Genomic DNA, 26,131 nt, shown 5'->3' on the forward strand with positions numbered 1-26,131 from the left:
AGGGCGGGCCCGCCGGGCCCCGCCTGCGCCACCGCGTCATTGCAGCGCGAAGCGCTGCTGCCGCACCGACTCGGAATCCAGTCCGATCTGGACATTGAAGTCCCCCGGTTCCGCCGCGTATTCGAGCCTGGCGTTGAAGAACTTCAGCTTGTCTTCATCGATCGGGAACGTCACCACGCGCGACTCGCCGGGCTTGAGCAAGACCTTCCGGAAATCCTTCAGCTCCTTGACGGGCCGCACCACGGACGCCGTGACATCCTGCACATACAGTTGCACGACCGTCTCGCCTTCGCGCTGGCCGGTGTTCTTCACCGTCACGCTCGCCGTCAGCTTGCCGTTGCGCGGCATCGTCTGGCCGGACAGCGTGATGTCGGACAGGCTGAACGTCGTGTAGCTCAGGCCGTAGCCGAACGGGTAGAGCGGTCCCGATTCTTCCTCGAAGTACTGCGAGGTGTAGTTGGGCGGCTTGCCCGGCGTGAACGGCCGGCCGATGCGCAGGTGGTTGTAGTACGTGGGGATCTGGCCGAGCGAGCGCGGGAACGAGATCGGCAGCTTGCCCGACGGATTCTCGTCGCCAAACAGCACGTCGGCGATGGCGTGGCCGCCTTCGGTGCCGGCGTACCAGGTTTCCAGCAGCGCGTCGGCATTCTCCTTTTCCCAGTTCACCGTCAGCGGGCGGCCGTTCATCAGCACCACCACCAGCGGCTTGCCCGTGGTCCGGAGTGCCTTGAGCAGCGTCTGCTGACTGCCGGGCAGCGACAGGCTCGTGCGGCTCGATGCCTCATGGGACATGCCGCGCGATTCCCCCACGGCCACCACGATGACGTCTGACTGACGCGCCGCTTCCACCGCTTCCGCGATCATGTCGCCCGGGGACCGCTTGTCCTGCACCACTTCCGGATTGTCCCAGTTCAGGAAGTTCAGGTAACCCACCACCCTTTCATCGTCGGTCACGTTGGCGCCGCGCGCGTAGACCACCTTGCCGTTGCCCGCCAGCGCATCGCGCATGCCCTGCAGCAGCGTGACCGACTGCGTGGCCTTGCCGGCCGCGGACCAGCTGCCCATGATGTCGATCGGTGCGTCGGCCATCGGACCAATCACGGCGACCGTGCCAGACTTCTTCAGCGGCAGCGTCTGGTTGCGGTTTTCCAGCAGCACCAGCGACTTGCGCGCCGCGGCACGGGCCTCGGCGCGATGCAGGCGGGCCTCCGCGTTCACGTCGGCCGGATCCCCGGCCGCATTGCCGATACGGCGGTACGGGTCCTGGAACAGGCCCATGTCGTACTTGGCGCCCAGCACCTCGCGCACCGCGTCGTCGATCAGGCGTACGGGCACGTCGCCCGATTTCACCAGTCCGGGCAGTTGCTCCAGGTAGCGGGAATCGGCCATGCTCATGTCGACACCGGCCTGGATGGCCAGCTTTGCGGCTTCGCGGCCGTTGCTGGCCACGCCGTGCCGCAGAAGTTCGTCGATTGCGCCGTGGTCGCTCACGGTGACGCCCTTGAATCCCCATTCCTTGCGCAGCAGGTCGCGCAGCAGCCACGTGTTGGAGGTGGCCGGCACGCCGTTGACCGAATTCAGCGCGATCATCACGCCACCCGCGCCGGCGTCGATGGCGGCGCGGTAGGGCGGGAGGTAGTCCTGGTACATGCGCTGCGGGCTCATGTCCACCGTGTTGTAGTCGCGTCCGCCCTCCACGGCGCCATACAGCGCGAAGTGCTTGACGAAGGCCATCACGCCTTGCGGATTGGCCGGCGAAGCGCCCTGGAAACCTTTCACGCTGGCCCTGGCGCATTGGGAGACCAGGTGGGGGTCCTCGCCAAAGCCCTCCGACGTGCGGCCCCAGCGCGGGTCGCGGGAGATGTCGACCATCGGCGCGAAGGTGGCGTCGAGCCCGTCGGCACTCGCTTCCAGGCCGGAGATGCGTGCGGCCTGCTCCACGACGCCCATGTCCCAGCTCGACGCCAGCCCGAGGCTGATCGGGAAGACGGTGCGATGGCCGTGCACGACATCATAGGCAAAGAAGATGGGAATCTTCAGGCGACTCTGGCGGGCCGCCGCGTCCTGCAACGGCCGGTTGTCGGCGCGCGTGACGGAGTTGAACGTGCCGCCCACGCGGCCCGCCGCGATCTCCTTGATCAGCTGCGGCTGGGGCATGTCCTGCCCGATGCTGATGAGCCGCAGCTGGCCGATCTTTTCCTCCAGCGTCATCTGGCCGATCAGGTCGGCGATGAACGCGTTCTTGTCTCCCATCGGCGCCGGGGCCGCGCCGGCAAGCCCCGCCGTACAAACCAGGCTGGCCGCGACGGCCAGCGTAGAAAGCATTCGCATGTGGTAGTGGTCCCAAGAGGCGTGACGCCGAACGTGGCCCCGCCATGGTGCGGGGATTCGGGTCCTGCCGGCTGTCGTCGGACGCGCCGGGTGGCACGTCAGGCGAAATCGGTTATTTTTGTGGACTGCGCCCGCAGTGTAGCGCCATACACTGGCAACTTCGGCTGCTGTGGCGTGTCAGCCTGTTTTTGATTCGTTTTTCCTGGAGGGATTCGTGGTTCTTGCCATCTTCGCCGTGTCGTTTCGTAACAAGATGAAATTTGCCTTGCCGGCATTCGCGATTGCCGCAGCGCTGCTGGGCGCCGGCCAGGCCCGCGCATTTTCACTCGACGACGTGACCTCGCGTGCCAAGGTGCTGGCGGACAAGCCCTATGCCGCGCCGGTCAGCAACCTGCCGCCGGCATTCGCCCAGATGCAGTTTGCCGACTACATCAAGATCCAGCCCAGGGTCGACAACATGGAGTGGAAGGATCAAGGCACGCCGTTCCGCCTGGGCTTCTACCACCAGGGCATGCACTTCAGCACGCCGGTGCGGATCAACGAGATCGTCGGCAATGCCGTCAATGAAATGAAGTACGAGCCGGCGCGTTTCGATTTCGGGGACCTGAAGCTCGACCGCGCCGCCACCAGCCGGCTCGGTTACGCGGGCTTCCGCGTGCTGTATCCGATCAATCGCGCCGACAAGCTCGATGAAATCATGAGCGTGCTGGGCGCCAGCTATTTCCGCGTCATCGGCAAGGGGCAGGTCTACGGCCTGTCCAGCCGCGGGCTGGCCATCAACACCGGGTTGCCGGTGGCCGAGGAGTTTCCGGCCTTCCGCGAATTCTGGATCGAACGTCCCAATCCGCAGGACAAGCACCTGGTCTTCTACGCGCTGCTCGATTCGAAGAATGCCACCGGGGCGTACCGGTTCGATCTCTATCCCGGCGAGGACGCCATCCTGAAGGTGCAGGCGCGCGTGTTCATGCGCGGGCCGGTCACCAAGCTCGGCATCGCACCGCTGACCAGCATGTTCCTGTTCGGGCCGAACCAGCAGCGCGATGCCAACAACTTCCGCCCCGCGCTGCACGATTCCAACGGGCTGTCGATCCATACCGGCGACGGCGAATGGCTGTGGCGCCCGCTGAACAACCCGCGCAACGTCGCCATCAGCACGTTCCAGGTGAACAATCCGCGCGGGTTCGGGCTGCTGCAACGGGGGCGCGATTTCTCCGGTTATGAAGACCTGAAGGACCGCTACGACCTGCGCCCGAGTGCCTGGATCGAGCCGCAAGGGGACTGGGGCAAGGGCAAGGTGGAGCTGGTGGAGATTCCCACGCCCGACGAGACCAACGACAACATCGTGTCCTTCTGGACGCCAGACCAGCTGCCGCCGAAAGGCCAGCCGATCAAGGCGGACTACACGATGCACTGGACCATGGACGAGCGCGGCGTCTTCAGCAAGGACCTGGCATGGGTCAAGCAGACGCTGCGCACGGCGGGCGAGATCATGCAGGCCAACCTGATCCGCCACCTCGACGGCAGCCTGGGCTTCGTGATCGATTTCGAGGGCCCGGTGCTGACCAGCCTGCCGGCCAATGCGCCCGTGCGCGCGGTGTACAGCGTCAGCGACAACGCCGAGGTCATCGAGAACGTGCTGCAGCCCAACCCGGTGACCAAGGGCTATCGCGTGACACTGCGGATCCGGGTCAAGGATCCGAAGAAGGTGGTGGAGATGCGCGAGGCGCTGATGACCGGCGACAAGGTGCTCAGCGAGACCTGGAGTTACCAGATTCCCCCGAACACGGCCGGCGGGAAGCCCCCCGTCCAGTAAGTCGCGCGGCAGGAACCGCGCCGGCGACGGCGCGGTGGCCGGCTCGGAATCTTCCGGAATGGCACCCGTAGGGTGCTTTTGACACCCCACTTCAAGATGCTTCCCTTGTCACTTCCCGCCCGCTAAGGTTGCGGCCGGTGCACACCAGACTGGCGCGCACCGCCATAAAAACCAGCGGGCTCGATTCCGCATTCACAGGGAAGATGACTATGAAATCAGCATTTGCGCTTCGCGTGACCGCGATGGCGCTGCCACTGTTCCTTGCCGCCTGCGGCGGCGGTGGCGATGACAGCGGCAAGGGCTCGCTCACGCCCACGAGTCCGCCGGTCCCGCCCACGACGGCGGAAGGTTTCTACAACGGCACCACTTCCACCGGGTATGACCTCTTCGCCGCCGTCCTCGAAAACGGCGAACTGTACGCGCTCTACGCGCGCGGCGGCGTGCTGTACGGCGTGATGCAGGGTAGCGGCACGTCGTCGAGCGGCACGTTCAAGTCGACCAATGTCCTGGACATCAACCTTTCCACGCTGACGCGTACGCCGGCCACGGCCACGGCGACGTACGTCGCCAAGGCCAGCCTGAACGGCAGCGTGGTGGAAGGCGCCCAGACGATCAACTTCAACAGCACGTACGACAGCAGCTATGCCACGCCGGCCAGCCTGTCGACGATTGCCGGCGTCTACTCGGCGCAGACGGCCACCGGCACCAGCGCCGCGACGGCCAGCAATCTGACCATCACCTCCGGCGGTCTCCTGACCGGCAACACGCCGGTGGGCGCGACGTCCTGCAGCTACAGCGGCACGATCGTCCCGCGTGCGAGCGGCAAGAACGTGTACGACGTGAAGGTGACGTTCCAGGGCGGCGCGTGCGTACTGGGTACGCAAACGACCACGGGCATTGCCATCCGTGCCACCAGCGGCACCGTGACGCGCTTGTACGCTGTGGGTCTGTTGCCTGACCGCAGCGACGGCTTCATCGCCCTCGGCACCAAGCTGTAAAAGGCTGGCCAGGGGAACGATGACGGGGGGCGTGTCCCCCCGCTTCTCCGCGCCTCTCGATTCCCCAAATTCCCCGGATTCCCCGGATTCCCCGGATTCCCCGGATTCCCCGGATTCCTCGGATTCCCCGGATTCCCCGGATTCCTCGGATATCTCCGCTTCCCCCATCGTCCCGTTCGTCCCGGCTCAGCCCTTGCCCGCCTCGGGGTAAAGCCCGTGCACGCGGCCAAACAGCCGTGTCAGGCCGAACAAGGCGCTGATGTTGGGGCTCGACATCCCGAGCACCTCGCCGATTTCCTGTACCGCACCGACGATGGCGTCGAGTTCGATCGCACGGCCCGCATCCACATCCTGCAGCATCGAGGTCCGGAACGCGCCGAGCCGGGCCGTCACCGCATGGCGGTCCTCCGGCGACTGGTCGATCTGGCAGCCGATCCTTGCGCCGATTTGCGCGGCTTCCTCCATGGCGGCGGAGCAGAAGCGGCGCACCAGCGGGTCCGCCTGAATCCGGTCGGTGGTGGCGCCGGTGATCGCGGACACGGGGTTCATCGTCAGGTTGCCCCACAGCTTGTACCAGATGTCCTGCCGCACGTTGTCGGAGACGGTGATCTCCATGCCCGCATGGTTGAACACCTCGGCCAGCCTTGCCACGCGGTCGCTGGCGCCGCCCGGCGGCTCGCCGATGATCAGGTGGTTGCCCATCTTGTGGTCGACCAGACCGGCCTCCGGACTCGCCGCGCTCACATGCACCACGCATCCCACCACGTGCCCGAAGCCGATGGCGGCGGCGATCCGGCCGCCGGGATCGACGGATTCCAGCGGCTTGCCGGCAAACGCCGGCAGGCCCTGGCAAAACCACCACGGCACGCCGTTCATCGCGGGCAGCACCACGGTTTGCGGGCCGATCAGCGGCGCAATCTGCGTTGCCACCTGCCCAAGCGCCGGGCCCTTCACGGCAATCACCACCACATCCTGTTCGCCAAGCCTGGCCGCATCCTCCTCGGCGCGGGCGGGGGCCTGCATCAGCGCGCCGCCCTGCCTCATGCGCCAGCCGTGCGCGCGCAGCGCGGCCAGCGTGTCGCGGCGCGCCAGGGCGCTGACCTCGGCCCGGCCAGCGGCCGCGAGCCGGGTGCCGATCCAGCCACCGATAGCGCCGGCGCCGACGATGCAAATCTTCATGGTGTGCTCCTTGAAGGCCGTCAACCTGTTAGCGCCGCGCGCGCAGCGGCTTCAGCAAATCGGACAGCCCGTTGTGATCCAGTTCGTGCATCAGCGCCAGCAGCCGGCCGATCTCGCCCGGAGGAAAGCCTTCCCGCGCAAACCAGTTCAGGTAGTTGCCCGGCAGGTCGGCGATCAGCGTGCCCTTGTGCTTGCCGAAGGGCATCGTGCGGGTGACAAGGAGGGTGAGGGAATCACTGTCGGGAATCATGGCGGAGAGATCGGGGGCAGGCCATCGGATGGCCTTGCATTGTAGCGCCGGATTTGGCCCGGATTCGCCCCGGAGCCGACCGGACCAGCGACCGGACTGCAGGCCCCGCACCGCTGCCGAACGCGTTGCCGGGCCTGTCGAGGGAGGGTCGCGGCCGTGCCATCTGATTTCGCGATGGCGAGATCGCGAGATGCTGTTTTGCAGGTGTCCGCGCCTCGCGCAACATGCATGGAAGACGTCGCGTGCCGCCATGTGGAGACAGGTCCGCGACCATTCCAGAAAGGAGACAGACAGATGCCCCGATTCAGATCCTTGCCGGCATGGCTGGCGTTCAGCCTGGTGGCCACCGCCAGCGCACAGGAGGCGTATCCCAACCGGCCCGTGGTTGTCGTCGTGCCGCAGGCACCGGGCGGCGCGAATGACGTGATCGCGCGGATCGTGATCCGGACGCTGTCCGCGCAACTGGGCCGGCAGGTCGTGATCGAAAACCGGCCGGGCGCGGGTGGCAACATCGGCACGGCCTACGTCGCCAAGGCCGCCCCGGACGGCTACACGTTGCTATTTACGGTCAGCAGCGCCCACGTCATCAATCCGTCGCTCTATCGGCGCACGGGCTTCGACCCGTTGCGCGATTTCGCGCCAGTTGGCAGCGTCGCGACCGCCGGCTACGTGCTGGTGGCCAACCCGTCGTTCCGTCCGGGCAGCGTCCGCGAACTCGTCGATGCGGCGCGCGCCAGGCCCGACACCATCATGTATGCGTCCGCGGGCAACGGCACGCTGAATCACCTGATCGGCGAGATGATCCAGCGCAGCGCGGGCATACGTCTGGTGCACGTGCCATACAAGGGCGCTTCCGCCGCTGTGGCGGACGTGGTGGGCGGGCAGGTGCCGGTGTCGGTGCAGAGCGTGCCGTCCGCACAGTCGTTCATCCGTGCGGGCAAGCTGAAGGTGCTGGCCGTGACCAACGAGCACCGGCTGCCCTCCATGCCCGATGTGCCGACGGTGGGGGAGACCCTGAAAGGGTTTGGCGCCACGCCGTGGTACGGCCTCTTTGCGCCGGCCAACACGCCGCAGGCGATCATGGTTCGCCTGCAGGCCGCGCTCGGCAAGGCGCTGGAAAGCGCCGAAGTGCGCGAGACGCTGGCGCAGCAGGGCTGCGAGCCGTTTTCGTCCAGTCCCCGGCAGTTCGATGCGCTGATTCGCGCCGATCTCGCGCGCTGGTCGGAGATCGTCAGAACGGCCGGGGCTACGGTCGACTAGGGCGGATCAGGTCGCCCCTTTTGCCGTGGCGGCGGCGATGGCTGCCGCCGTCGGGCAAAGATGGTCGACCAGCAACCGCGCCGCGACGGGCAGCCCGTCATAGGTGCGGATGCACAGGTTCAGCTTGCGGTCGGCCCACGGCGCATCGAGATCCACGATGCGGATGCCAAGCGTCCGGGCGTACCGCTGCGCCAGGCTCACGGGCAGAATGCCGATCCCCATGTCGGCTTCGACCATCAGGCACACCGCGTCGTAGCTGTTGACTTGCATGCGGAACTTGACGGGTATGCCCAGTTCGCCGGCGATGCGCAGCAATTGCAGGTTGATATAGCTGCCGGTCTGGAGCCCGATCAGGTAATGGCGCAGCAGCTCCTCGGTGGTCAGCCGCTTGCGCCGTGCCATGGAGTTGCCCTTCGACATCACGACAACGAGATGGTCTTCGCGATAGGGCAGCGTGATGACGTTCGCCGGCACGCTGCCGACGTCGGCATAGCAGCCGATATCCGCGGCGTTCTCCGCCACGCCGCGCAGGATGGCGGTGCTGATGCGCTCTTCCAGTTGCAGCTGCACGTCGGGATACTTCTCGACAAAACCGTGGAGATCCGTCGGCAGGAACTGGGCGATGGAGGATACGTTCGCGTAGATGCGGACGAGCCCGCGTGTTCCGGTGGCGTAGTCCTGCATCATCGTCGCGATGTTGTCCAGATCGTTGACGATACCGCGCGACAGGTCCTGCAGCGCGAGGCCTGCCGGCGTGGGCGAGATGCCCTTGTTGCTGCGCGCGAGCAATTGCGTACGGAGCGCGCCCTCCAGATCGCTGATGCGCTTGCTGAGCGCGGACGCGGCGATATGCTCGCGCTCAGCGGCGGCGGCAATCGTGCCGAGCTCGGAAACGGCCAGGAACAGCTTGAGCGAGAGGGGATCGATTTTCATGGCGGCGAGGCGGCAATGACGGAGCCCGGAGCCTGTATGCCGGCTCCGGACACATGGCGTGTCGATTGTGCCATCGTTGGCCGCGATGGCAAGCTCAGGCGGTGGCGCGCCCAACGGCGCGCAGCACGGCGGCGCCACAAGCCACGGCGACGAGCGCCAGCACCCCGGCGAACAACGTGGCGCCCGCCGCAAAGCCGGCGGCATCGATCGCAAAGCCGGCGAGCACGGGCAGCAGGCCGGCAGGCAGGTAGCCGCCCAGGTTCATGACGGCATTGGCCTCGGCCCGGCGCGTGGCGGGCACGTGCACGCTGATAAGCGTCAGGCCACCGAGCTGGCCCAGCCCCTGTCCGGCGCCCGCCAGCAACGCCGCGACAATGAGCACCGGCGCGGAGGCGGCGTGCACGGCGATGCCCAGCGCGGCCATGGACAGCACCGTGGCCGCCGATCCCGCTGCAAAGATCTTCCGCACCGACCATTGCCGCACCGCGAACTGCACGCCGGTCGCCGTCAGGAACATCGCGCACGCCATGCCGCCAGCCAGCAGCGGGCTGCGGACGTCCAGAAGACGGGCGAGCAGCGACGGTCCCAGCGCCAGCACGAACGATGTGGCGGTAATGCCCGGGCCGAACACGCCGATGCCGGTTGCGACATGCCCGCGATTCTGCGCCGGCACCGCGGGCAGGCGCAGGCGCCGCGTGGTGGTGCCGGGGGGCGGGCGATGCAGGGGCAGGCGGACGACGATGAGGAGTGCGGCCAGCAGCACCAGGAACTCGATCCCGAAGATGGGCAGCACGGGATGGCTGAGTGCCTGCGCGGCTGCGCCAGCCAGCAACGGTCCGAGTCCCGCGCCGAGCACCATCGCCACGGAGGCCTGCAAGGCGGCCTCGCGTTTGCGATCCGGTCCGCCAAGATCGCCGACCGATGCCATGCCGGCCGAGACGATCACGCCGACCGCGACGCCGGTCAGCAGCCGCGCGACGGCAAGTGCCGCCACCGATGTCGCCGTGGCAAACAGCACACAGGCGACCAGCGCGGCCAGCAGGCCGGGAATCAGGACTGGCTTGCGTCCATAACGGTCGGAGAGTTGGCCCGCTACCAGCAGCGTGGCGAGCAGCGACGCGATGTACAGCGCGAAGATCACCGTCAGCGTGCCGGAGGAGAACCCGAGCGACCGCTGCCAGACCACATACAACGGCGTCGGGGAATTGGAGAGCATGAACACCGCGGTCACGGCAGCGGCCGCCTGCCGCATGCCGGTGACCGGGTGGGGAACATGCAGCGCGGAGGCGGCATTCGGGCAGAGTGTGTTTGACATGGCGAAGACTCCTGACGCGGGAAGCGATGCCGCGCGCTATGCGCGCCACGCCAGCGCCAGGACGGCACGCAGGTCGGCTTCGGTCGTGATCGGGCGGAGGTTGTTGCGCGTGACCATTGGATGGGCGAGCGCGGGGCCGATCATGTCGTCCACCTGCGCGCGCGTGAGGCCGAGATCGTCCAGCGTGGTCGGCATGCCGAGCGTCACCAGCAGGTCGTGCAGGATGTCATGGAACGGCTGGCCCGGCCGGCCCAGCGCGGCGCGCACGCGGTCGTGCTGGGGCGTGGCCCATCCTTCCAGCCACCTGGCCTGGGCGAGCATCAGCACGCACGCCGCGTCGCTGTGCGCCACGCCACCGTAGGGGCCGATGATGTGCACCATCCAGTGGCTGAAGCCGTGCGGCACCGACATCTGGCCCATCCCGGTGTACCACGTTGCCAGCTGGCATTGCGTGAACGCTTCCGGTCCGGTCGCGTCGCCGAGCCGGGGCAGGTTCTCCACGTAGAGCGGGATGGCGCGCTCGGCCAGCAGGCTGGCAAACGGGTGAGGCGACGAGGAACACGCGGTGTTGATCGCATGGTCCAGCCCGCGGATGCCGGTGGACTGCAGCAGGCGCGTGGGTGTCTGCCGCAACAGCGCCGGGTCGTAGAGGATGGCCTGTGGAGAGCCGTCCGGCACCACGAAGCGCGCTTTCAGGCGGGTTTCGTCGTCGATCGGCGTGCTGACGGGCGTCCACTCCGATGTGGCTAGCGTGGTGGGGATCGCGATCTGCCGGATGCGGGCCGGCGCGCGGGATGTCGTCAGCATCTCGGTGCCGTCCTCCGACAGGACGAATTGCAGGTCGAGCAGGCTGGCACGATCGTAGGCGTTCTCGGAGATGCAGAGTTGCATCGCCTTGCACATGTCCATGACGGACCCGCCGCCGACCGAAACGATCACGTCCGCGCGCGCGTCGCGTGCCTGCGTTGCCGCCTTCAGGACGTTGGAGAGCGGCGAATGCTCGCCGACATCGTCGGTCAGCCCGACCAGCCGCTCCCCGAGCGCTTGCCTGAGTTGATCGATGAAGCGGGTTTTCGTGTGGATCGACCGGGAGCAGACGACGAAGACGCGTTGATATCCGAACAGCGACAGCACATCGGGCAAGGCGGCGGCTGCCGAGACATTGTGGAAGACCCTCTCGTGCCCGGTGAACCGGTAGCGGTGGGGTGTCTGTGTGAGGCTTTCCATTTGGCTTCCTGAGGCTTCCTGAGAATCGAATTCCACGCTCTGCGGTGGCGTGGACAGGTAGCCGGATGATGGCGCGCGGCGCGCGGACGGAAAACCAGTCATTGGCGAGGCCGCCATCGCGGATGGCGATGGCAGCGCACAGGCAGCGGGCGCCGCAACGAATCGGCGCCGGAGACGTATCAGTCGCCCGGGGCGTCGGCGTCTCGGTCGCTCTCGCTGTCGCCGTCTGCCGCAGGGCATCCCATCACGCGCGCGAGCAACGGCCATCGCTTTGCCGCCGCGGCCGCCTCCACGTCGTCCTGCTGGTCGAAGTAGCGCTGCGCGTCGAAGCCTTCCACCCGCTGTGCCAGCACGTCGATATCGCTGTAGGCGATGGCGATCTTGCGCGCGGTTGGCGGCCGGATCATTTCTGCTCCACCCAGACGCCGTCGGGCGTGTGAATGACGTAGCCGTTGGTCCGCTTCATCGTCACGGTGCCTTCGTTCTCCCCGACCATCTGCGTCTGCGGCAGGTCCTCGGCGTAGTGCGCCAGCGCCGGCGCGCCCTGCCGGAAGGGGCTGTCCGCGACGAGGTTGAATACCAGCTGGGACAGCGCAAGGAAGCTTGACGGCGCCTCGATGGACACCGGGTCGGTCGTGGCCGTGGTGGGCAGGCCGATCAGCTTGACGCCGACCGGCACGTGGATGATGTGGGGCGTGGGAATCTCGCGCAGGCCGGAGATCTGGTTCTGGTCGCCACGCAGCGCGGCGCCGTGCTCGGGCACAAAGACCACCACGGCCTTGCGCCCCGATTTGCTGATCGTCTCGATGATCTTGTCGACGTCGCCGAGCAGCATTCCCAGCCGCAGCGGATAGGATTCCAGGCTGGTCAGCCGCTTGCCGGGCAGCCGGTTGCCGTCGTGTAGCGTGACCGTGTTGTAGTACAGCGCCACGGGGCCCTTGTTCTGGGTGAGCCGCTGCCTGTACCAGTGGTCGAACGTCGCGAAGTCGCTCAGCACCGGCGAATCGTCGAAGGCGCGCATGGCCACCGGCACGCCATCGGTCGGCTCCGGTTTCAGGCCCGGCGCGCCGATCTCCGTTTCGACCACGGTGTGGAAATTGTCGAAGCGCCCGTCGTGGTTCATCAGGATATGCGGCCCGAAGCCGGCCTGCGCCAGCGCCTGGAACAGGTGGCACTCGTCCGGGGCGGGACTGTAGAGGTCCTGATGGGCCTGCTGGCCGCAAGAGGCGCGCAGCAGCCGGATCGCCGCCGGACCGCTGTAGCTTGCCGCCGAGCTGAAATTCTTGAAGAGGTAGTCGAATCGCGACAGCAGGGGATGGTTGAGCGCCTTGGCGGCATCCAGGTCGTCCCAGGACAGCGAGCAGATATGCAGCACGATGATGTCGAACTGCGCATCCGGGCTGGCGGTGAGCGGCGCGACGGTGGCGGTGCGCTGCGCCTCCTGCTCGCGGAACGCGGCAAGAATGGCGTCGTAGCTGTTGGTGGCCTCGATATTGGCGCGCGGCGTATCGGCCGCGCGTGCGGTCATCTGGTTGAGGCGCGTGGCGGGATTGCCGACACCCACGCCATACCAGAACGGCATCGCAACCAGCGCGATCAGCACGAGCGTGGTGACGCGCAGCCAGCGATTGACGAGCCAGTAGGCGATCAGCACCACGATGATGGCCACCACCATCTGCAGCGAGATCAGGCGCTGCGCCAGTTCCAGCAGGTACGCCGGGGTGAATGCCTGGATGTTCGAGAACTGCGAGACCACGCGCGCGAACGGCGGCAGCGTGGATTCGCGCCAGGCCAGCGCGGCCCCCACGATGATGGCCAGCACCTGGCGCAGCACGCGCAGGTAGCGCGTCTCCATCGGCACCACCAGCAACAGCGCGAGCGCGATATTGAACAGCCATTGCGGGTGCAGCTGCCCGGTGTGGAACAGGTAGAGCTTGGCGAGGAAGTAGAGGTTCCAGAGTCCCATGGCGTTGTGCTGGCTCAGGGTCGGCGGGGCTGGCGCCGCGTGATGATGAGGTCGACGGCGTCCATGAACGCGTCGTAGAGGCGCAGCAGGCCCTGGTATCCCATCTCGATGACCTCCTTCAGGCTGCGCAGCGGCGCGTCGGCACGTTCGTCGTCGAGCCAGTCGATCCACGCGTCGGCGCGGCCGAACGTGCATTGGATCAACTGGGTCTCGCGCTCCATGCTCAGGTCGTCCATGCGCACGCCCAGGTGACGGTTGACATTGCGCGTGACCACCGCCGGGAAATGATAGGTGCGGGTGCCGCGCGACAGGCAGACGCCGACGTGTGCGCCTTCCTCGAGCGGCACGTCGACGGGCAGCACCATGCCCAGCCCGCCGATCGAGTAGTTCTCCGTCTTGCACGCGAGCGTGGTGCCGTCGGGCAGCAGCAGCGTGGCCGGCACGCGCATCGGGATGCGATGGGAAATGCGGACCTGCCGCGCTTCCCGGGCCACCCCGACCGCCGCGCCGAGCATGACGAGGTTGGCCAGCGCCCATGCCATGTTCATCAGCACCGTAGCGGGTTCGTTGGTGTCCCCGAACAGCAGGTGGCCCACGCCCAGCACAAGTCCCACCGCGTTGAGGGCCAGCAGCACCACATAGGGCTTGGAGATGGTCCAGTCGAGATAGTCCTCGGCAATCTGGCCGCCCTTGGCCGTGACGTTGAACTTGCCTGCATGCGGGTTGATGATGGCGACGGTCGTCGGCAGCACGATGTACCACGCCAGGACGGACTCGTAGACTTCGGCCCAGAACGAATGGCGGTAGCGCCCTTGCAGGCGTGAGTTGGTGACGTTGGCGACGAACAGGTAGGGCAGCACGTAGGCCATGATCATCAGCGCCGAGGTGTTGATGACGTGCAGGCCGAAGTACAGGTAGGCAATCGGCATGGTCAGGAAGATCAGGCGCGGAATGCCGTAGAAGAAATGCAGCATGGCGTTGCTGTAGCAGAGTCGCTGGAACAGCGTCAGGCCCTTGCCGAACAACGGGTTGTCGACGCGGAAGATCTGCGCCATGCCGCGCGCCCAGCGGATGCGCTGGCCGATGTGGCCCGACAGGCTTTCGGTGGCCAGGCCGGCGGCCTGCACGGTGCGCAGGTAGGCGCTGTTGTAGCCGTGCCGATGCAGCTTCAGCGCGGTATGCGCGTCCTCGGTCACGGTTTCCACGGCGAGCCCGCCGATTTCCAGAAGCGGTGCCCGCTTGATCACCGCGCAGGACCCGCAGAAAAACGTGGCGTTCCAGAAGTCGTTGCCGTCCTGGATCAGTCCGTAGAACAGGCTGCCTTCGTTGGGCACGCGGCGGAACGTATCGAAGTTGCGCTCGAACGGATCGGGCGAGAAGAAATGGTGTGGGGTCTGCACCAGCGCGCATTGCGGATCGGCGAGGAACTCGCCCATCGTCATCTGCAGGAAGGAGCGCGTGGGGATGTGGTCGCAGTCGAAGATGGCGATGTATTCGCCCCCGGTCTTGGGCAGCGCCTGGTTGATGTTGCCGGCCTTGGCATGGCGGTTGTTGTCGCGCGTGATGTAGCCCACGCCGGCCGCCGCCGCGAAATCCCGCATCGCGGGGCGGCGGCCGTCGTCGAGGATGTAGACGCGCAGCTTGTCGGCGGGCCAGTCCATGCTGCGCGCGGCGAATACCGTGGGCTGCACCACACTCAGCGCTTCGTTGTAGGTCGGAATGTAGACGTCGATGGCCGGCCAATCGGCGGGGTCGCCCGGCATGGTGCGCGGCTTGCGATGCAGCGGCCACGCGGTCTGCAGGTAGCCGAGCGCCAGCACGAGCCACGTGTAGCACTCGGCGGCGTACAACAGGTAGCCGACCGCCGCCTCCGTGGCGCTGGAAAACTGCAGCGTCTGCGTGGAGCGCCACCAGATGTAGCGGCCTGCCATCAGCGTCGAGATGGCAATCATCGTGATGGTTGCCAGCCGCCCGGGAATGCGGCGCACGACGAGCAACACCGCCCACACCACCACGAACAGCAACACCTGCCCGGTAAACGACAGCGGCGTGGTGCTGATGGCCACGCCTGTGAGCACGGCGAGCGTGAGCGAGATCGGCAGCGCGAACGGAATCCGGCCGATGCGTGAGGACAGGGCTTCCGCGCCGTGGCCGACGCGATGCCAGTCGGGGCGCGGCAGCCGGGCCACGATCTTGCGGCGCAGCCGTGCCCCCAGGCGCCAGGCCGGCTCCAGCCGCCGGTCAAGCCATCGGCGCAGCCATGACACCTGGGCCGGTGGCGCGGTGTCGTGATGCTTGCGCGGGTCGGCGGCCAGATGATGCCGTGGCTGCGGCGGCCGCACGAACAGCCGCCACAGCCACGCGCCGGCGGTGCGGCGCTTGCCCATGCCCAGCCGGGCAATTGCGCGCTGGTGGATCCACAGGGCCCAGAGCGCGGGGATGTCCGGCTTGCCGGGGCGTGGTGGCTGGAAGAACACGCGCAGCAACCACATGCCGCCGTGGGCGGGCGCGCGGATGCCCAGTGCGTGCGCGAGCGCGGCCTGCCTCGCCGCCATCCAGCGTCTGAGGTTTGCCATCACGGTTGCGCTCCTTGTGGATTGGCGTCGATCCACGCGGACAGCCACGAGGCCAGCCCGTTGAGGTCATGCGCGGCTTGCGAATGCGGCGTGCTGCGGCAGAAGCTCTGGCCCTGAGCGAAGGCTTCCGCCACGCCGCTGTCCTCATGCACGTGGTAGGGCAGCAGGGCCTGGCCGAGCGTGGCGTGGAGCATCGTCACGATATCGGCATGAAGCTGGCGCGCCGGCTGCAACCGCGTGGCAACGTAGATGCAGGGGCGGCCCAGTGTCGCCAATGCATCGCCCAGTCGACGCAGCGTCAGGCATACCTCAGGCTGCGCGGGCATGAGCGCGAGCACGAGGTCCGCAGCGGTGATGGCCTGGCTCGCATGAGCCGACGGCCACGGTGCGGTGTCGATCAGGGCCACGCCGCGTGCGGGCAGGTCCACCTGCGCGAGCAGGCCGCGCAGCCACTCCGGGCCGGCGTGGAGCAGCGCTCGCGTGGGGTCGTCCTGCCGGGGCTCTCCCCACGGGACGAACAGCACGCCATCATCGCTGCGCTGCCCGGCCTCCGCCCAGGCGCCGGATGGCGAGGTGCCGAGGTGCCCGGACAGGCCGTCGCGTGCCGGCAGGCGCATGCCGAAGTGAAAACCGAGCACGTTGCGCGGATCGCATTCGAGGGCGAGTACGGCGTGTCCTCGTCCCGTCAGCAGCGATGCGAGCGCGGCCGTGACCGTGCTGCGCCCGGCGCCGCCGGTGGTGGAGACGATGGCGATGGTCCTCATCGGCGGCCCCCGTCGTGCAGACGCTTGCCGCGAATCACCACGGCCTCCAGTTGCGGCGGCAGCCGCACCGCGCGCCGTGGGCGTGGTGCGGACCAGCGCGGCAGCCAGCGCAGCAGATGGAAGCGCCAGGTCAGCCACGCCAGCGGCGCCGCCAGGATCAGTCCCCAGATGAAGTAGCCAAGGAAGATGGACATGGTGGATCAATCCTGTCGTTTGAGCGGCACCGCATGCCGTTGCGGCTCGGCACGCGGCGTGGCATTGGCGGCGCGACGGCCGGGGCGCAGCGAAAGCGGTTCGGCGGCGGTTGCCGTTAGCGCGTCGGCGATGGCCGGCGCGTCCGTGGGCGCTTGCGTGGGCACGTGCGTAGGCAATGGGCCGGTCCCCCCCACAGGCGCTGGCGCAGGCGTCTCGTGATGCAGCGCGAGCCAGCTGGCGTAGTCCGGTGGTGGTTGCGCCACGATCTCCGCTTCCAGCATGCCCAGCGTCGCGGCAATGGACTCGGCGTCGCCGCAGCGGAGGTCGCCCTGGAACAGGTCCGCCAACGGTCGCTGGAACACGCGGCGGCATACGGCATCGACGTCGTCCATCCGGCAGGCAAAGAAGAATGCGTAGAGGCTGTCGCTGCCCGCCGTGCAGAGATCGCCGGCGCGATTCATCCGGCACGCATGCAAGGCGTCGACGTGAGCTACCTCGGGCAGCAACGGGAGCTGCAACAGCACATGAGGCAGGCGGATCAGGCGGCTGCGCTCGACGGCATCGCGCACCAGTGCGAGGAACGTGGAGGCCGTCACGTAGCCACTGGCGGTAGTGGTGAGCACCGCCGACAGCGCGCTGCGATAGTCCGCCAGGATCGGACGCGAGAACACCTGGCCCTGCAGGCCTTCGATCATCGCCTGCATGCGGGCGAAGGGCGTGCGCTGCGCCACCACCAGATTGGCGCCGAGGTTGAGCATCAGCAGCTCGTATTGCTGCCGCATGGCTTCCCGGTCTTCGCGCACGACGATCTTCAGTGCCCGCCCACCGCCGCGCCGCAGCCGGTGTACCTGCTCGGCCAGCAATTCCAGGTCACGGCTGCCACCATAGCGCAGGATCACGGTGGCGGCCACGGCCTTGCCGGCGCTGGCCACCGCGGCCTCGTTGCTGTCCACCACGCGCCAGTGTTCCGGGATCCAGCGCTCGCGCAATACCGCGTCCCGGCTGATGATCACGCTTTGCTCGTCGGGGGCGAGCATGCCGGCTTCCTCGATCGCATCCGTGAAGGTCTCGGCCGCAACCATCAGCCGATGCTCGTGCGGGGCAAAACGCAGCCGCACGATTTCCCCGGCAACCACTGCCTGGTTGTCGCGCCAGAACGCCACTTCCCACGTGTACTGCCCTTGCGCCTGCGAGAGCTGGACGGCGCCGGCAAACCGGCCATGGAATCCCTGCAGGTCGGGTGCGGACTGGCCGTCTGCCGTGGCGGGCGGGGCCAGCACCAGCAGCACGCCGCATCGCTGCTGCGCGCACCAGTCCGCCAGCCGTGCGCCTTCGCGCGCGAGCGTCGCGGCATCGTGCCACGCGAAGAACGCTTGCGCGCCTTCGATCAGGAACATGCTGCCCTGCGCGCCGCATTGATCGACCACCGCCTGCAGCGCCTCCATCAGCGCGTCGGCGCCGGCCCGGTCCGGTTGAGGACGCAGCGCGCACAGGTTGGCGCGGGCGTGCAGGGCGCGGTTCACATCGATATCGAGCCCGTGCTCGCGCAGCGCCGTGGCGATGGATTCGGTGTCACGCGCGGAGAGCACCGTGGCCGGCCCACGCAAGGCGGATGCCGCGGTCTGCCAGAACAGCGCGTCGCGTGCCGGCGATGGCTCGGCATAGATGACATGCGCGCGGCCCGGTGCCAGCGCGGCCAGTGCTGGCGACAGCCCTTCGATGGCCAGCGTCGTGCGTGCCTGCAACCGGCTGAACAGCGCCGCGCGCGGGGAGGATGGGGGATTGCGGTCGAGGTCGTTCATCACGGCGCTCAGTAGGTGGAGTAGGGCCGCACCGGCGTGGGCGGAAATGGCACGGGGTCCTGTTGCCGGTCGAACAGGTAGCGTATCCAGGCCATCGCGCGGTTTGGCGCATAGTCGCGCGAGCGGTCGATCTGGAACCCCGCGCCAGCCACCCAGCGTGGCGCAAACGTGTATTCGATCGTGGCCCCCAGCGTGTAGCTGAAGCCGCCGCCGGAGCCGCCGCCATGGACCGGGTTGCCGGCCAGCTGCTGCAGGTCCGGGCGGGTCGGGTAGAACGGCGCCGGGTCCTCGTAGGTGAAGGACCAGCCTGCCGAGCCCTGAAAACGCCACGACAGCTTCTGGCGCCGCCCGGTCCAGTCCAGGGGGATGCCGAACGACAGGTAGCGCTGCGGGCTGTAGTAGCCGCCGTGGCCAAACGTGTAGAAGCGCTGGTTGTCGGAGTAGTGCCAGTAGTTGAGCACCAGCCCGCTGGTGACGCGCTGGTTGCGTTGCGCCCAGACCGGGTAGTCGAATCCCGTGCGCACGGTCACCTCGTGGTTGGTCACGACATTGTGACCAGTGTAGAGGCCGGCACCGACGTCCGCAAACACGCCGGCGCGGCCAATATCGCGCGCATAGCGCAGATGAATGCCGTTGCGCACGATGCCGCCCCAGGTCTCGCCGGTCACCGGGTCCGTCGCGCCCGCATAGGAAATCAGGGAGCTGGTGACGGCGCGCCGCGACACATCGACACTTGCCGATGCCGGGCCCAGTTCCGCGCGGTAGCGGATGCCGCCAACGACGGTCTGCTCGGTGAAGCCGAGTGGCGTGGTGCCGACGTCTGCCCGCCAGCTGTTGTACGCCCCGTCATATTCATAGCCCGCGGCAAGCGCCACGCCACGGTCGTGTTGCTGGCTCGGCGAGAGGCCCGCATTGCCCAGCGCGGCGATCTTGCCGAATTCCGATGCCGCGGACAGCCGGTTCGCCGGGAGCGCGCCGGCATCGAGCAGCACGGTATCGGCGTGGAAGAACATATGCCCTGTATAGCCGTGCGGAATCCGCACATAGAGCGGGATTTCGGTCGCATGGAGCTTTGAGATGCCCTCGTCACCGGACTTGTTCGACTGCATGACGGCCGTCGCCACTTGTCCCTGCCGCCGTGATTCCAGCCCGCGCAGCGCGCGTCCGGCCGGCGTGCCCTCCGGCCCCGCCAGCAGGCTCTCGCGTTGCTCCTGTTCCTGCGCCGTGCGGTACAGCGCAGCCGCATCATTGAAGCTGCCGCGTGATTGCGCGATGCGGCCGCGCTGCACGGTGACGTCGGAACGATCGGGATAGCGCCGCGCCAGATCGTCCACGACGGCGCTGGCTTCGTCCTCGTGGCGCATCGCGGTAAAGCGGCGCGCCACGGCCAGCCGCGTATCGATATCGTCGTCCGCGGTGTCGGCCAGCACGGTGCGGACGAGGTCGAGCGCCTCGTCTTCGTGCCCCGTGCGCTCCAGCATGCGGGCCAGCGTGAGCCGCGCGCCGGCGTCCTCCGGCTGCGTGGCGAGCACCGCGCGGGCCGCCTGCGCGGCGCCGTTGTAGTCACCGCCCGCTTCGCGCAGGTCGGCCAGCGTGAGCAGCCATCGGCGGTCGGTCTGTTGCGCGGCGGGCACGGCATACAGCGTCTGCCGCGCGCCGCCGAGATCGCCTGCCGCAATTTGCCGGTCGGTACGGCGCAGGGCCAGACGCAGCGACTGGTCGTCGAAGGCGGCGCGTTGTTCCTCGGTGATGCCGGGCATGGCGCGCGATTCGGTGATCCAGTCACGCAGCGCATCGTCGCGGTTCGCGGCGGCCAGCAGTTCGCCGTAGCGCAGGCGGATGTCGAGATGGGGATCGGCGGGATGGGCCGCCAGCCAGCCACTCACTAGTTTCAAACCGGTGTCCGGCTCGCCCAGCGCGATCCACTCGCGACCGATCGAGGCCAGCATGTGCGGATCGTCCTTTGCCTCGGAGGCGGCCTGCTGCAGCAAGGCGCGGGCGTCCGCATCGCGGCCCTCCGCGAGCAGGCGCCGCGCATCGCGCAACAGCCGCTGCGCGGACAGGTTGCTCGCCAGGTTGCGCATGCCATCGGAACGTTCGGCCTGGGGCACGGCGGCAAGCACCTCGCTGGCTGCGTCGATGTCATCGAGCGAATTGAGATACAGCGCGGTGGCGTAGCGCATTTCGCTGGAAGGCGCCACCGCGAGCCCGTCTTCCATCACGGTCCGTCCCAGCGCCGGCAGGGCCAGATCCCGATACAGGCGCGCCAGCGTGAAGCGAGTCCACGGCGCGTCCGGTGCCAGCCGGATCGATTCCTCGAGCCGCGCCATCGCCTGGCTGCGCTCCTGCTGCGTGAGCAGCTGTTCCGCCTGAACGGACAGCAGGTCGGCGCGCAGTTGTCGCAACTCGCTTGCCGATCCCGCCGTGCCACCCATGCGCTTTTCCGTGCTGGCGATCAGCGGGCCGATTTCGTCGACACGCTGCAGGTCCTGCAACAACTTCACCAGCGTGCGCAGCGCGCCCAGATCGGGCTGCGGCCGCGCGATCATGGCGCGCAGCAGCGTCTCCGCTTCCGGCGCCTTGTTCTGCGCGATCAGCGCGTCGGCCAGGATCGATTGCGCGCTCGCATTGTCCGGTTGCAGGGCCAGCGCCTGTCGCGCCAGCGCTTCCGCCTGCGCCGGCTTGCCTTGCGCGTTGGCCTCGCGTGCCTTGGCCACCGTGCCCCAGAACGTGGCCGTGCCCATCAGGCTGCGCCATTTGTTCCGGTTGTCGGGGTCGAGCTCCATGGCACGCGCGAACAGTTCGCGGGCCTCGTCGTGGCGGCCCTGGCGCAGCCGCACCAGACCCAGGCCGCCGATCACCTCGGCATCGTCGCGCCGCTTGCGATAGGCGTTCTGCAAGGCGATATCGGCGTCGCCCAGCTGGCCGCGCTCCAGCTGGGCCAGCCCGCGCTGCCGCGCCTGATAGGCCGGATCGGCCTCCAGCCGCCGCTGCGCTTCCACCTTCTGGCCCAGGCTGGCCAGCGTTTCCTGCGCCACGGTGTCGTCCGGGACTTCCTTCAGGTAGCGCTCGAACCAGCGGTAGTAGGCGGGATCATCGTTCACGCCATAGAGCGTGCGCCGCCAGATATCGAGCGCTGTCTTGCGATCGCCATCCGGTCGCTGGGTGATGCGATAGAGGATGTCGAGCCCTTCCTCGCGGGTGGCGGCGCGATCCGTGAGCAGGCTGGCCAGGGCCATGGCGAGGCGCAGGTCATCGGGGTCCTGTCGCGCGCGTCGGCGCAACTCGGCGATGGCGCGCGTGCGGCCTGCGGGCGTGCCGGCGAGGATACGGTAGTAGTCGCCCGCCAGCTCGCCGCCGGGGGCGCCGCGCGGAAACAGGGCCTCCAGCCGCGCCGCCGCTTCCTCGGACTTGCCGCTGCGCGCGAGCAGGCGCACGGTGGCCATCTCGCGCTTGTCCCGCGTGGCGATGCGATAGGCGTCCTCGAGTTCCAGCGTTGCCGGCCCGCCGGGATCGCGCTCGCGCATCCTGCGCAGGATCTTTTCCGCTTCGACGGGCCGGTTCGAGCGGATTTCGATCAGGCCGAGCATCTTGAGGGCCTCCGGCTGCCGGGGATCGATCAGCAGCGCCTTCTCCAGGATGCCGCGCGCCATGTCCGCGCGGTTCTTCGCTTCCCACATGCGCGCCGCCGACAGCAGTTGCGTCATCTCGGCGGAGGGCGCTGCGCGGGGCGCCGAGGCGGCCGGCTGGCCGAGGGTGGGCTGGGTCGCGGCACTGGCCAGCAACAGCGCCAGCGTGGGGGCTAGCGCGTGGCGGGGCATGTCGAATCCCAGGCTGGTATCAACGTGCCGTCCGCGTCGAAACGATAGTGGCCGGAGAGGAAGCCCATGCCGAACAGGGCAAGCACCTGGCTGTAATAGCCCAGCGGCGCCTGTGCCGCCAGGGCGCGCATGCGCTCCACCTGCGCGCGTGCCGCATCGGTGTGGCCGAGCGCGGCGAGATAGGGCGCGACGGCCGCGGAGTAGCCCGCGTTGCCGGCATTGGGCCCGGCTGCGCCGGTTTCGGTGTTGACGCGTTCCGGCGGATGGCCGTGGGCCAGCACATAGTCGGCGAGTGGCCGGAACGTGTGCAGGACCGTGGTGCGCAGCGGGTCGCGCGGCGACATGATGCCTGCCCACAGGTAGACACGGATCGCGTTGTAGGCGCTCTCGCCCCCGGTTGCCTTGTCGGGGCGGAAGCCGCGTCCCTTGTGATATTCGACCCAGTCCGGCGAGAAGCCGCGCGGGGCCGTATCGACGATCAGCCTGGCGGACGAATCCACCATCGCCTTCCACGCGCTGTCTTCCGACAAGACCACGGCCAGCCGGCGCATCACGGGCAGCGGCACGTAGCTTGGGTTCAGGCGCCACGTGTCGGGGGCCAGCCGGAAGCCGACCGGGCCGGGCAATACCGTACGGCCGAGGCCCGGCAGGACGGCGGTTTCCTCGTGCAGCACGCGCCGCGCCACCAGCGTGCCCAGCGCCGTGAAACGGCGTTCCTTCCAGAGCCGGCCCGCTTCCAGCAGCGTGTAGGCGATCCACAGGTCGGCATCGGACGCCGGATTGGCATCGATCACGCCCCAGGTGCCCGCGTCGGGGCCTTCCGTGCGCCGGCCCCAGATCCATGCGGGCAGATGGGCGCTGAGGTCGCCGCGCGCGAGATTGTTTTCGGTCCAGCCCAGCAGCTTGTCGAAGGTCGCCCGGTCATTGGCGACCAGCGCGAAGAACAGCGCATAGGCTTGTCCTTCGGACACGGTGGCCTGGCGTTCGGTGCTCGCGTCGATGACCCGTCCGTCCTGGCTGACGGTGGTGCGCTTGAACGCATCCCAGTCGGGCCACGGACACGTTGCCGCGCTGGCGGGCAGCGCGATGCCGGCAAGCATGCAGGCCGATAGCAAGGGAAGCAGCGTGCGGAAAAGCGAGCGGAACAGTGGACCGGGCAGCGAGAAGGCCGGGGCTGGCCACCGGACCCGCCGGCGGGCCCACTGACGGACGAGGCAGGGCAGGGCCCGCCGCATGTCAGCCTCCGGTGCGGCGCGCCGCAAGCCTGCCAAGTGCCCAGAACAGCGTCAGCGCGACCATCAGTCCGGCCAGGATGCCGGCGATGGCCAGCAACGCCGGATGCGCCGACATCCTGATCCAGGCGCGCGCATACCAGGGCAGGTTGCCCACGTAATAGCGGTCGCCAAGCCGCAAGCCTTCGACCTCGCGCTGCCGCACCACGGTGATGTCGCCGCGAACCTGCGCGACCCTGCCCGGGTCTTCCAGCACGTCGAGCACGTCACGGACGTGGTCCGCGCTGGTGGCGGTGATGGCCACCACGCTGCGGCGTTCCGCGTAGGGGGACTCGAAGCCGATGAGCGCGGCCAGCGGACCGTCCGCGGTCAGGATGGCCCGGCCTGCCGGGGATACCGCGTCTTCCTCGGCGCCTGCGAGCCAGTTGGACCACGCGCCGGAGCGCTGGTCGCGCAAGGCGATCTCGGTGCGGCCCTGTGCGATCAGCAGCGGCAGCGACTTGCCCCAGCTGGCCAGGATCTGCCCGGCGCTGCCGGTGCCGATCAACAGCAGATTGCGCTCCTTGACGCTGTCGATGGACCCGGCCGAGGCGACCATCACGCGCAGCGCCGGCAGCCCGGTCCACTTGCCCATATGCCCCAGCAGCGTGAGCAGCGCTTCCTCGTCCATCGTGCCCGGCGCATCGGGCATCACGACGGCCGTGTCGGCCAGGTCGGCCAGCCGCGTGAACGGGTAGCCGCTGTTGGCGAAGAACGCCAGGTTGGGCAGCGCCGCGTAGTGCGAAAAGCCGCTGAAATCGATCGACGAGTCCGGGTCCACCGCCGCGCGCGCCACGCTGGTCACGCCGGACGCGCACAGGCTGGTCTTTTGCGAATCGATCTGGAAGCGGATCTGCATCTGGTTGTTGCTGCCCACGCGGAACGCCGGTATCAGGATCTCGCTGCTGGTGCTTGCGCTGCTGCCCGACAGCAGCGGCACGCTGACCAGGTTTTCTTCCGTCTGCGACGCGAGCGGCTTGAGCCGGTATGACCGCACGAGCTGCTCGTTGATGTCCACGCTGACCACCGAATCGTTGTAGGTGGATGGCGCGGTGTAGAGGTACTTCACGTTGAGCGGCACGGCGCGGTCGTTCCAGCCGAACAGATCGGCCGGCACGCGCAGGTTGACGCGGATGACGTCGGGGTTGTTGCCGGCGACCTGCAATTGCTGCGGATCGGTCACCAGTTCCCTGAACAGCACGGGCCGGTCGACGGGCGCCCAGGCCGGGGCGTCATAGGGCTTGCGCGGCTTGCCCAGTTCCACGGCCTGCACGGCTGCGCGGTTGCCGGCCATCGCGGCCTTGCCGAGCACCAGGGCGTTGGCGGCGATCTGCAGCTCCTGCGCGTTGCGCCCGGCCAGGACCAGCAGCTTGCGCGCGGGATTGGCGGGGTTGGGCATCACGCTGACCGATGCGCCGGTGATGTCCGGCAGGGAGAGGTCGGCCGGCATGGCGCCCGGTGTGGCGAGGACGATGGCGTGCGCATCGGCGGGCGCGGTGCGGCTGACTGGGAAGCGCATCTCGCGGTAGCTGGCCAGCGCGCCGAGCCACGACGCCACCACGCCGGCGGCGCGCAGCGTGGCCGCGTCCGCGTTGGCGGGCAGCACGAAGGGCACCGTGACGCGGCGGTTGTCGCGGCGGTCGAAGAATGGGGCGGGCAGCAGCGCGAGGTTATCGGGCAGCGTGACGGATGCCTTGGTGAGCGCGAGCGTGCTGGTCGGGCTGATATCGGCCCACAGGCTCGAGTGATACGGGTCTTCGCAGTGATCGAGTGTGTAGTGCGCGATCAGCTGGAGGTTGATGCGATTGAAGTCGGTGAAGAAGCGCGGATCGAGATCGATCTCGCGCGTGATCTGCTGGCCGGCGCGTTCCTTTTCCAGCGGCAGCGTCGCCACCACCTCGTCGTTCAGCCTGACCTTCAGGTGCGAGAGCGGGTAGACCAGCGAAGGGGAATACGTAAAGACCAGCCTGAGCTTTGCGGCGGTCACCACTTCATCGAGGCGCACGCCGACATTGATCGTGCGGTCGGGGTCGACGCCGCGCAGCGCGATCGGATGATCCGCGCCCATCTGGCTGAACGTGAGGACTTGCGTGCGGCCGACGGGAGCGGCCGCGGTTGTGGTGGGATTGGGAAGGTTGGCGACGTTGGCGACGTTGGCGATGGGGGCCGGGGCGGGGCCACGTTGCGCGGGATCGGCGGATTGCGCGATGGCGACGGCAGGGACGGCGGCCATCAGCAGTACGGCCAACCGGGTGCAACCACATCTCAGGCCTGACACGAGAACAGTCATATCGGTAGCACTGTGGAGGTGGGCGCAGCAGCAACATCGCACTCGATGCGTGCGCCAGCGTACGGAACGTACTGCGTGGCCAATATAGCACGCTGATTTCGCGTCGCGAATCGGCAACGTCACATGCGGAGGCGATCTAA

Annotated in this window: 18 protein-coding genes; 3 read left to right on the forward strand and 15 right to left on the reverse strand. The window is 68.1% G+C overall.

The window, feature by feature from the left end; translation table 11 throughout:
- Positions 1–36: 36 nt before the first annotated feature.
- Positions 37–2,325 carry a beta-glucosidase BglX gene (gene bglX, locus BLR29_RS13365; RefSeq protein ID WP_092137478.1) on the reverse strand — a complete coding sequence of 763 codons (2,289 nt, stop codon included), beginning with the start codon at positions 2,323–2,325 and terminating at the stop codon, positions 37–39.
- 259 nt (positions 2,326–2,584) lie between these two features.
- On the opposite strand from bglX, the gene BLR29_RS13370 reads away from it, so the two are divergent.
- Entirely contained in the window at positions 2,585–4,144 is a 1,560-nt protein-coding gene (locus BLR29_RS13370; RefSeq protein ID WP_176860959.1) for a glucan biosynthesis protein G, read from the forward strand.
- 209 nt (positions 4,145–4,353) lie between these two features.
- Entirely contained in the window at positions 4,354–5,142 is a 789-nt protein-coding gene (locus BLR29_RS32430; protein WP_176860945.1) for a hypothetical protein, read from the forward strand.
- A gap of 186 nt (positions 5,143–5,328) precedes the next feature.
- Here BLR29_RS32430 and BLR29_RS13380 read toward each other — a convergent pair whose 3' ends face one another.
- Both BLR29_RS13380 and BLR29_RS13385 read right to left on the reverse strand, forming a co-directional pair.
- The gene (locus BLR29_RS13380) at positions 5,329–6,321 is read right to left on the reverse strand and encodes a 2-dehydropantoate 2-reductase (protein WP_092137480.1); all 993 of its coding nucleotides are present in this window, start codon (positions 6,319–6,321) and stop codon (positions 5,329–5,331) included.
- Between the two features lie 28 nt (positions 6,322–6,349).
- On the reverse strand, positions 6,350–6,571 hold the full coding sequence (locus BLR29_RS13385) for a DUF3820 family protein (protein WP_092137481.1): 222 nt from the start codon (positions 6,569–6,571) through the stop codon (positions 6,350–6,352).
- A 294-nt stretch (positions 6,572–6,865) separates the two neighbouring features.
- Between BLR29_RS13385 and BLR29_RS13390 the strand changes: the two genes are divergently transcribed.
- The gene (locus BLR29_RS13390) at positions 6,866–7,831 is read left to right on the forward strand and encodes a Bug family tripartite tricarboxylate transporter substrate binding protein (RefSeq protein WP_092137482.1); all 966 of its coding nucleotides are present in this window, start codon (positions 6,866–6,868) and stop codon (positions 7,829–7,831) included.
- Between the two features lie 6 nt (positions 7,832–7,837).
- On the opposite strand, the gene BLR29_RS13395 is transcribed toward BLR29_RS13390, so the two are convergent.
- From BLR29_RS13395 to bcsB, 12 genes are all read right to left on the reverse strand, one after another.
- The gene (locus BLR29_RS13395) at positions 7,838–8,764 is read right to left on the reverse strand and encodes a LysR family transcriptional regulator (RefSeq protein ID WP_092137483.1); all 927 of its coding nucleotides are present in this window, start codon (positions 8,762–8,764) and stop codon (positions 7,838–7,840) included.
- A gap of 94 nt (positions 8,765–8,858) precedes the next feature.
- The gene (locus tag BLR29_RS13400; RefSeq protein WP_218132694.1) at positions 8,859–10,079 is read right to left on the reverse strand and encodes an MFS transporter; all 1,221 of its coding nucleotides are present in this window, start codon (positions 10,077–10,079) and stop codon (positions 8,859–8,861) included.
- Positions 10,080–10,115: 36 nt separating this feature from the next.
- A complete protein-coding gene (locus tag BLR29_RS13405; protein ID WP_092137485.1) occupies positions 10,116–11,306 on the reverse strand; it encodes an iron-containing alcohol dehydrogenase in 1,191 nt (396 codons plus the stop codon).
- A gap of 179 nt (positions 11,307–11,485) precedes the next feature.
- A complete protein-coding gene (gene bcsR / locus BLR29_RS13410) occupies positions 11,486–11,713 on the reverse strand; it encodes a BcsR/BcsP family cellulose biosynthesis protein (RefSeq protein ID WP_092137487.1) in 228 nt (75 codons plus the stop codon).
- Positions 11,710–13,272, reverse strand: a complete 1,563-nt coding sequence (gene bcsG / locus BLR29_RS13415) for a cellulose biosynthesis protein BcsG (RefSeq protein ID WP_092137488.1) — start codon at positions 13,270–13,272, stop codon at positions 11,710–11,712. The genes bcsR and bcsG overlap by 4 nt, the downstream gene beginning before the upstream one ends.
- A 14-nt stretch (positions 13,273–13,286) precedes the next feature.
- Positions 13,287–15,848: a UDP-forming cellulose synthase catalytic subunit gene (bcsA, locus tag BLR29_RS13420; protein WP_092137489.1), complete on the reverse strand. Its 2,562-nt coding sequence runs from the start codon at positions 15,846–15,848 to the stop codon at positions 13,287–13,289.
- Positions 15,848–16,612 (reverse strand): cellulose biosynthesis protein BcsQ, encoded by a 765-nt coding sequence (bcsQ, locus tag BLR29_RS13425; protein ID WP_092137490.1) that lies wholly within the window; start codon positions 16,610–16,612, stop codon positions 15,848–15,850. The genes bcsA and bcsQ overlap by 1 nt, the downstream gene beginning before the upstream one ends.
- On the reverse strand, positions 16,609–16,806 hold the full coding sequence (locus BLR29_RS13430) for a hypothetical protein (RefSeq protein WP_092137491.1): 198 nt from the start codon (positions 16,804–16,806) through the stop codon (positions 16,609–16,611). Before BLR29_RS13430 ends, bcsQ begins: the two co-directional genes overlap by 4 nt.
- Before the next feature lie 6 nt (positions 16,807–16,812).
- Positions 16,813–18,609 carry a cellulose biosynthesis protein BcsE gene (gene bcsE, locus BLR29_RS13435; protein ID WP_092137492.1) on the reverse strand — a complete coding sequence of 599 codons (1,797 nt, stop codon included), beginning with the start codon at positions 18,607–18,609 and terminating at the stop codon, positions 16,813–16,815.
- Positions 18,610–18,617: 8 nt separating this feature from the next.
- The gene (locus tag BLR29_RS13440) at positions 18,618–22,430 is read right to left on the reverse strand and encodes a cellulose synthase subunit BcsC-related outer membrane protein (protein ID WP_092137493.1); all 3,813 of its coding nucleotides are present in this window, start codon (positions 22,428–22,430) and stop codon (positions 18,618–18,620) included.
- Entirely contained in the window at positions 22,412–23,530 is a 1,119-nt protein-coding gene (gene bcsZ, locus BLR29_RS13445) for a cellulose synthase complex periplasmic endoglucanase BcsZ (RefSeq protein ID WP_176860960.1), read from the reverse strand. Before bcsZ ends, BLR29_RS13440 begins: the two co-directional genes overlap by 19 nt.
- A gap of 136 nt (positions 23,531–23,666) precedes the next feature.
- Positions 23,667–25,991 (reverse strand): cellulose biosynthesis cyclic di-GMP-binding regulatory protein BcsB, encoded by a 2,325-nt coding sequence (bcsB, locus tag BLR29_RS13450; RefSeq protein WP_092137496.1) that lies wholly within the window; start codon positions 25,989–25,991, stop codon positions 23,667–23,669.
- Between the last annotated feature and the right edge of the window lie 140 nt (positions 25,992–26,131).

This window comes from Cupriavidus sp. YR651 (assembly GCF_900101625.1).
In the GTDB taxonomy this organism is placed as follows: domain Bacteria; phylum Pseudomonadota; class Gammaproteobacteria; order Burkholderiales; family Burkholderiaceae; genus Cupriavidus.

Excerpts from the sequence above, each read along its gene's own strand:
- bglX (WP_092137478.1), bottom strand. The coding sequence starts at position 2,325 with ATGCTTTCTACGCTGGCCGTCGCGGCCAGCCTGGTTTGTACGGCGGGG.
- BLR29_RS13370 (WP_176860959.1), top strand. The coding sequence starts at position 2,585 with ATGAAATTTGCCTTGCCGGCATTCGCGATTGCCGCAGCGCTGCTGGGC.
- BLR29_RS32430 (WP_176860945.1), top strand. The coding sequence starts at position 4,354 with ATGAAATCAGCATTTGCGCTTCGCGTGACCGCGATGGCGCTGCCACTG.
- BLR29_RS13380 (WP_092137480.1), bottom strand. The coding sequence starts at position 6,321 with ATGAAGATTTGCATCGTCGGCGCCGGCGCTATCGGTGGCTGGATCGGC.
- BLR29_RS13385 (WP_092137481.1), bottom strand. The coding sequence starts at position 6,571 with ATGATTCCCGACAGTGATTCCCTCACCCTCCTTGTCACCCGCACGATG.
- BLR29_RS13390 (WP_092137482.1), top strand. The coding sequence starts at position 6,866 with ATGCCCCGATTCAGATCCTTGCCGGCATGGCTGGCGTTCAGCCTGGTG.
- BLR29_RS13395 (WP_092137483.1), bottom strand. The coding sequence starts at position 8,764 with ATGAAAATCGATCCCCTCTCGCTCAAGCTGTTCCTGGCCGTTTCCGAG.
- BLR29_RS13400 (WP_218132694.1), bottom strand. The coding sequence starts at position 10,079 with ATGTCAAACACACTCTGCCCGAATGCCGCCTCCGCGCTGCATGTTCCC.
- BLR29_RS13405 (WP_092137485.1), bottom strand. The coding sequence starts at position 11,306 with ATGGAAAGCCTCACACAGACACCCCACCGCTACCGGTTCACCGGGCAC.
- bcsR (WP_092137487.1), bottom strand. The coding sequence starts at position 11,713 with ATGATCCGGCCGCCAACCGCGCGCAAGATCGCCATCGCCTACAGCGAT.
- bcsG (WP_092137488.1), bottom strand. The coding sequence starts at position 13,272 with ATGGGACTCTGGAACCTCTACTTCCTCGCCAAGCTCTACCTGTTCCAC.
- bcsA (WP_092137489.1), bottom strand. The coding sequence starts at position 15,848 with ATGGCAAACCTCAGACGCTGGATGGCGGCGAGGCAGGCCGCGCTCGCG.
- bcsQ (WP_092137490.1), bottom strand. The coding sequence starts at position 16,612 with ATGAGGACCATCGCCATCGTCTCCACCACCGGCGGCGCCGGGCGCAGC.
- BLR29_RS13430 (WP_092137491.1), bottom strand. The coding sequence starts at position 16,806 with ATGTCCATCTTCCTTGGCTACTTCATCTGGGGACTGATCCTGGCGGCG.
- bcsE (WP_092137492.1), bottom strand. The coding sequence starts at position 18,609 with ATGAACGACCTCGACCGCAATCCCCCATCCTCCCCGCGCGCGGCGCTG.
- BLR29_RS13440 (WP_092137493.1), bottom strand. The coding sequence starts at position 22,430 with ATGCCCCGCCACGCGCTAGCCCCCACGCTGGCGCTGTTGCTGGCCAGT.
- bcsZ (WP_176860960.1), bottom strand. The coding sequence starts at position 23,530 with ATGCTTGCCGGCATCGCGCTGCCCGCCAGCGCGGCAACGTGTCCGTGG.
- bcsB (WP_092137496.1), bottom strand. The coding sequence starts at position 25,991 with ATGACTGTTCTCGTGTCAGGCCTGAGATGTGGTTGCACCCGGTTGGCC.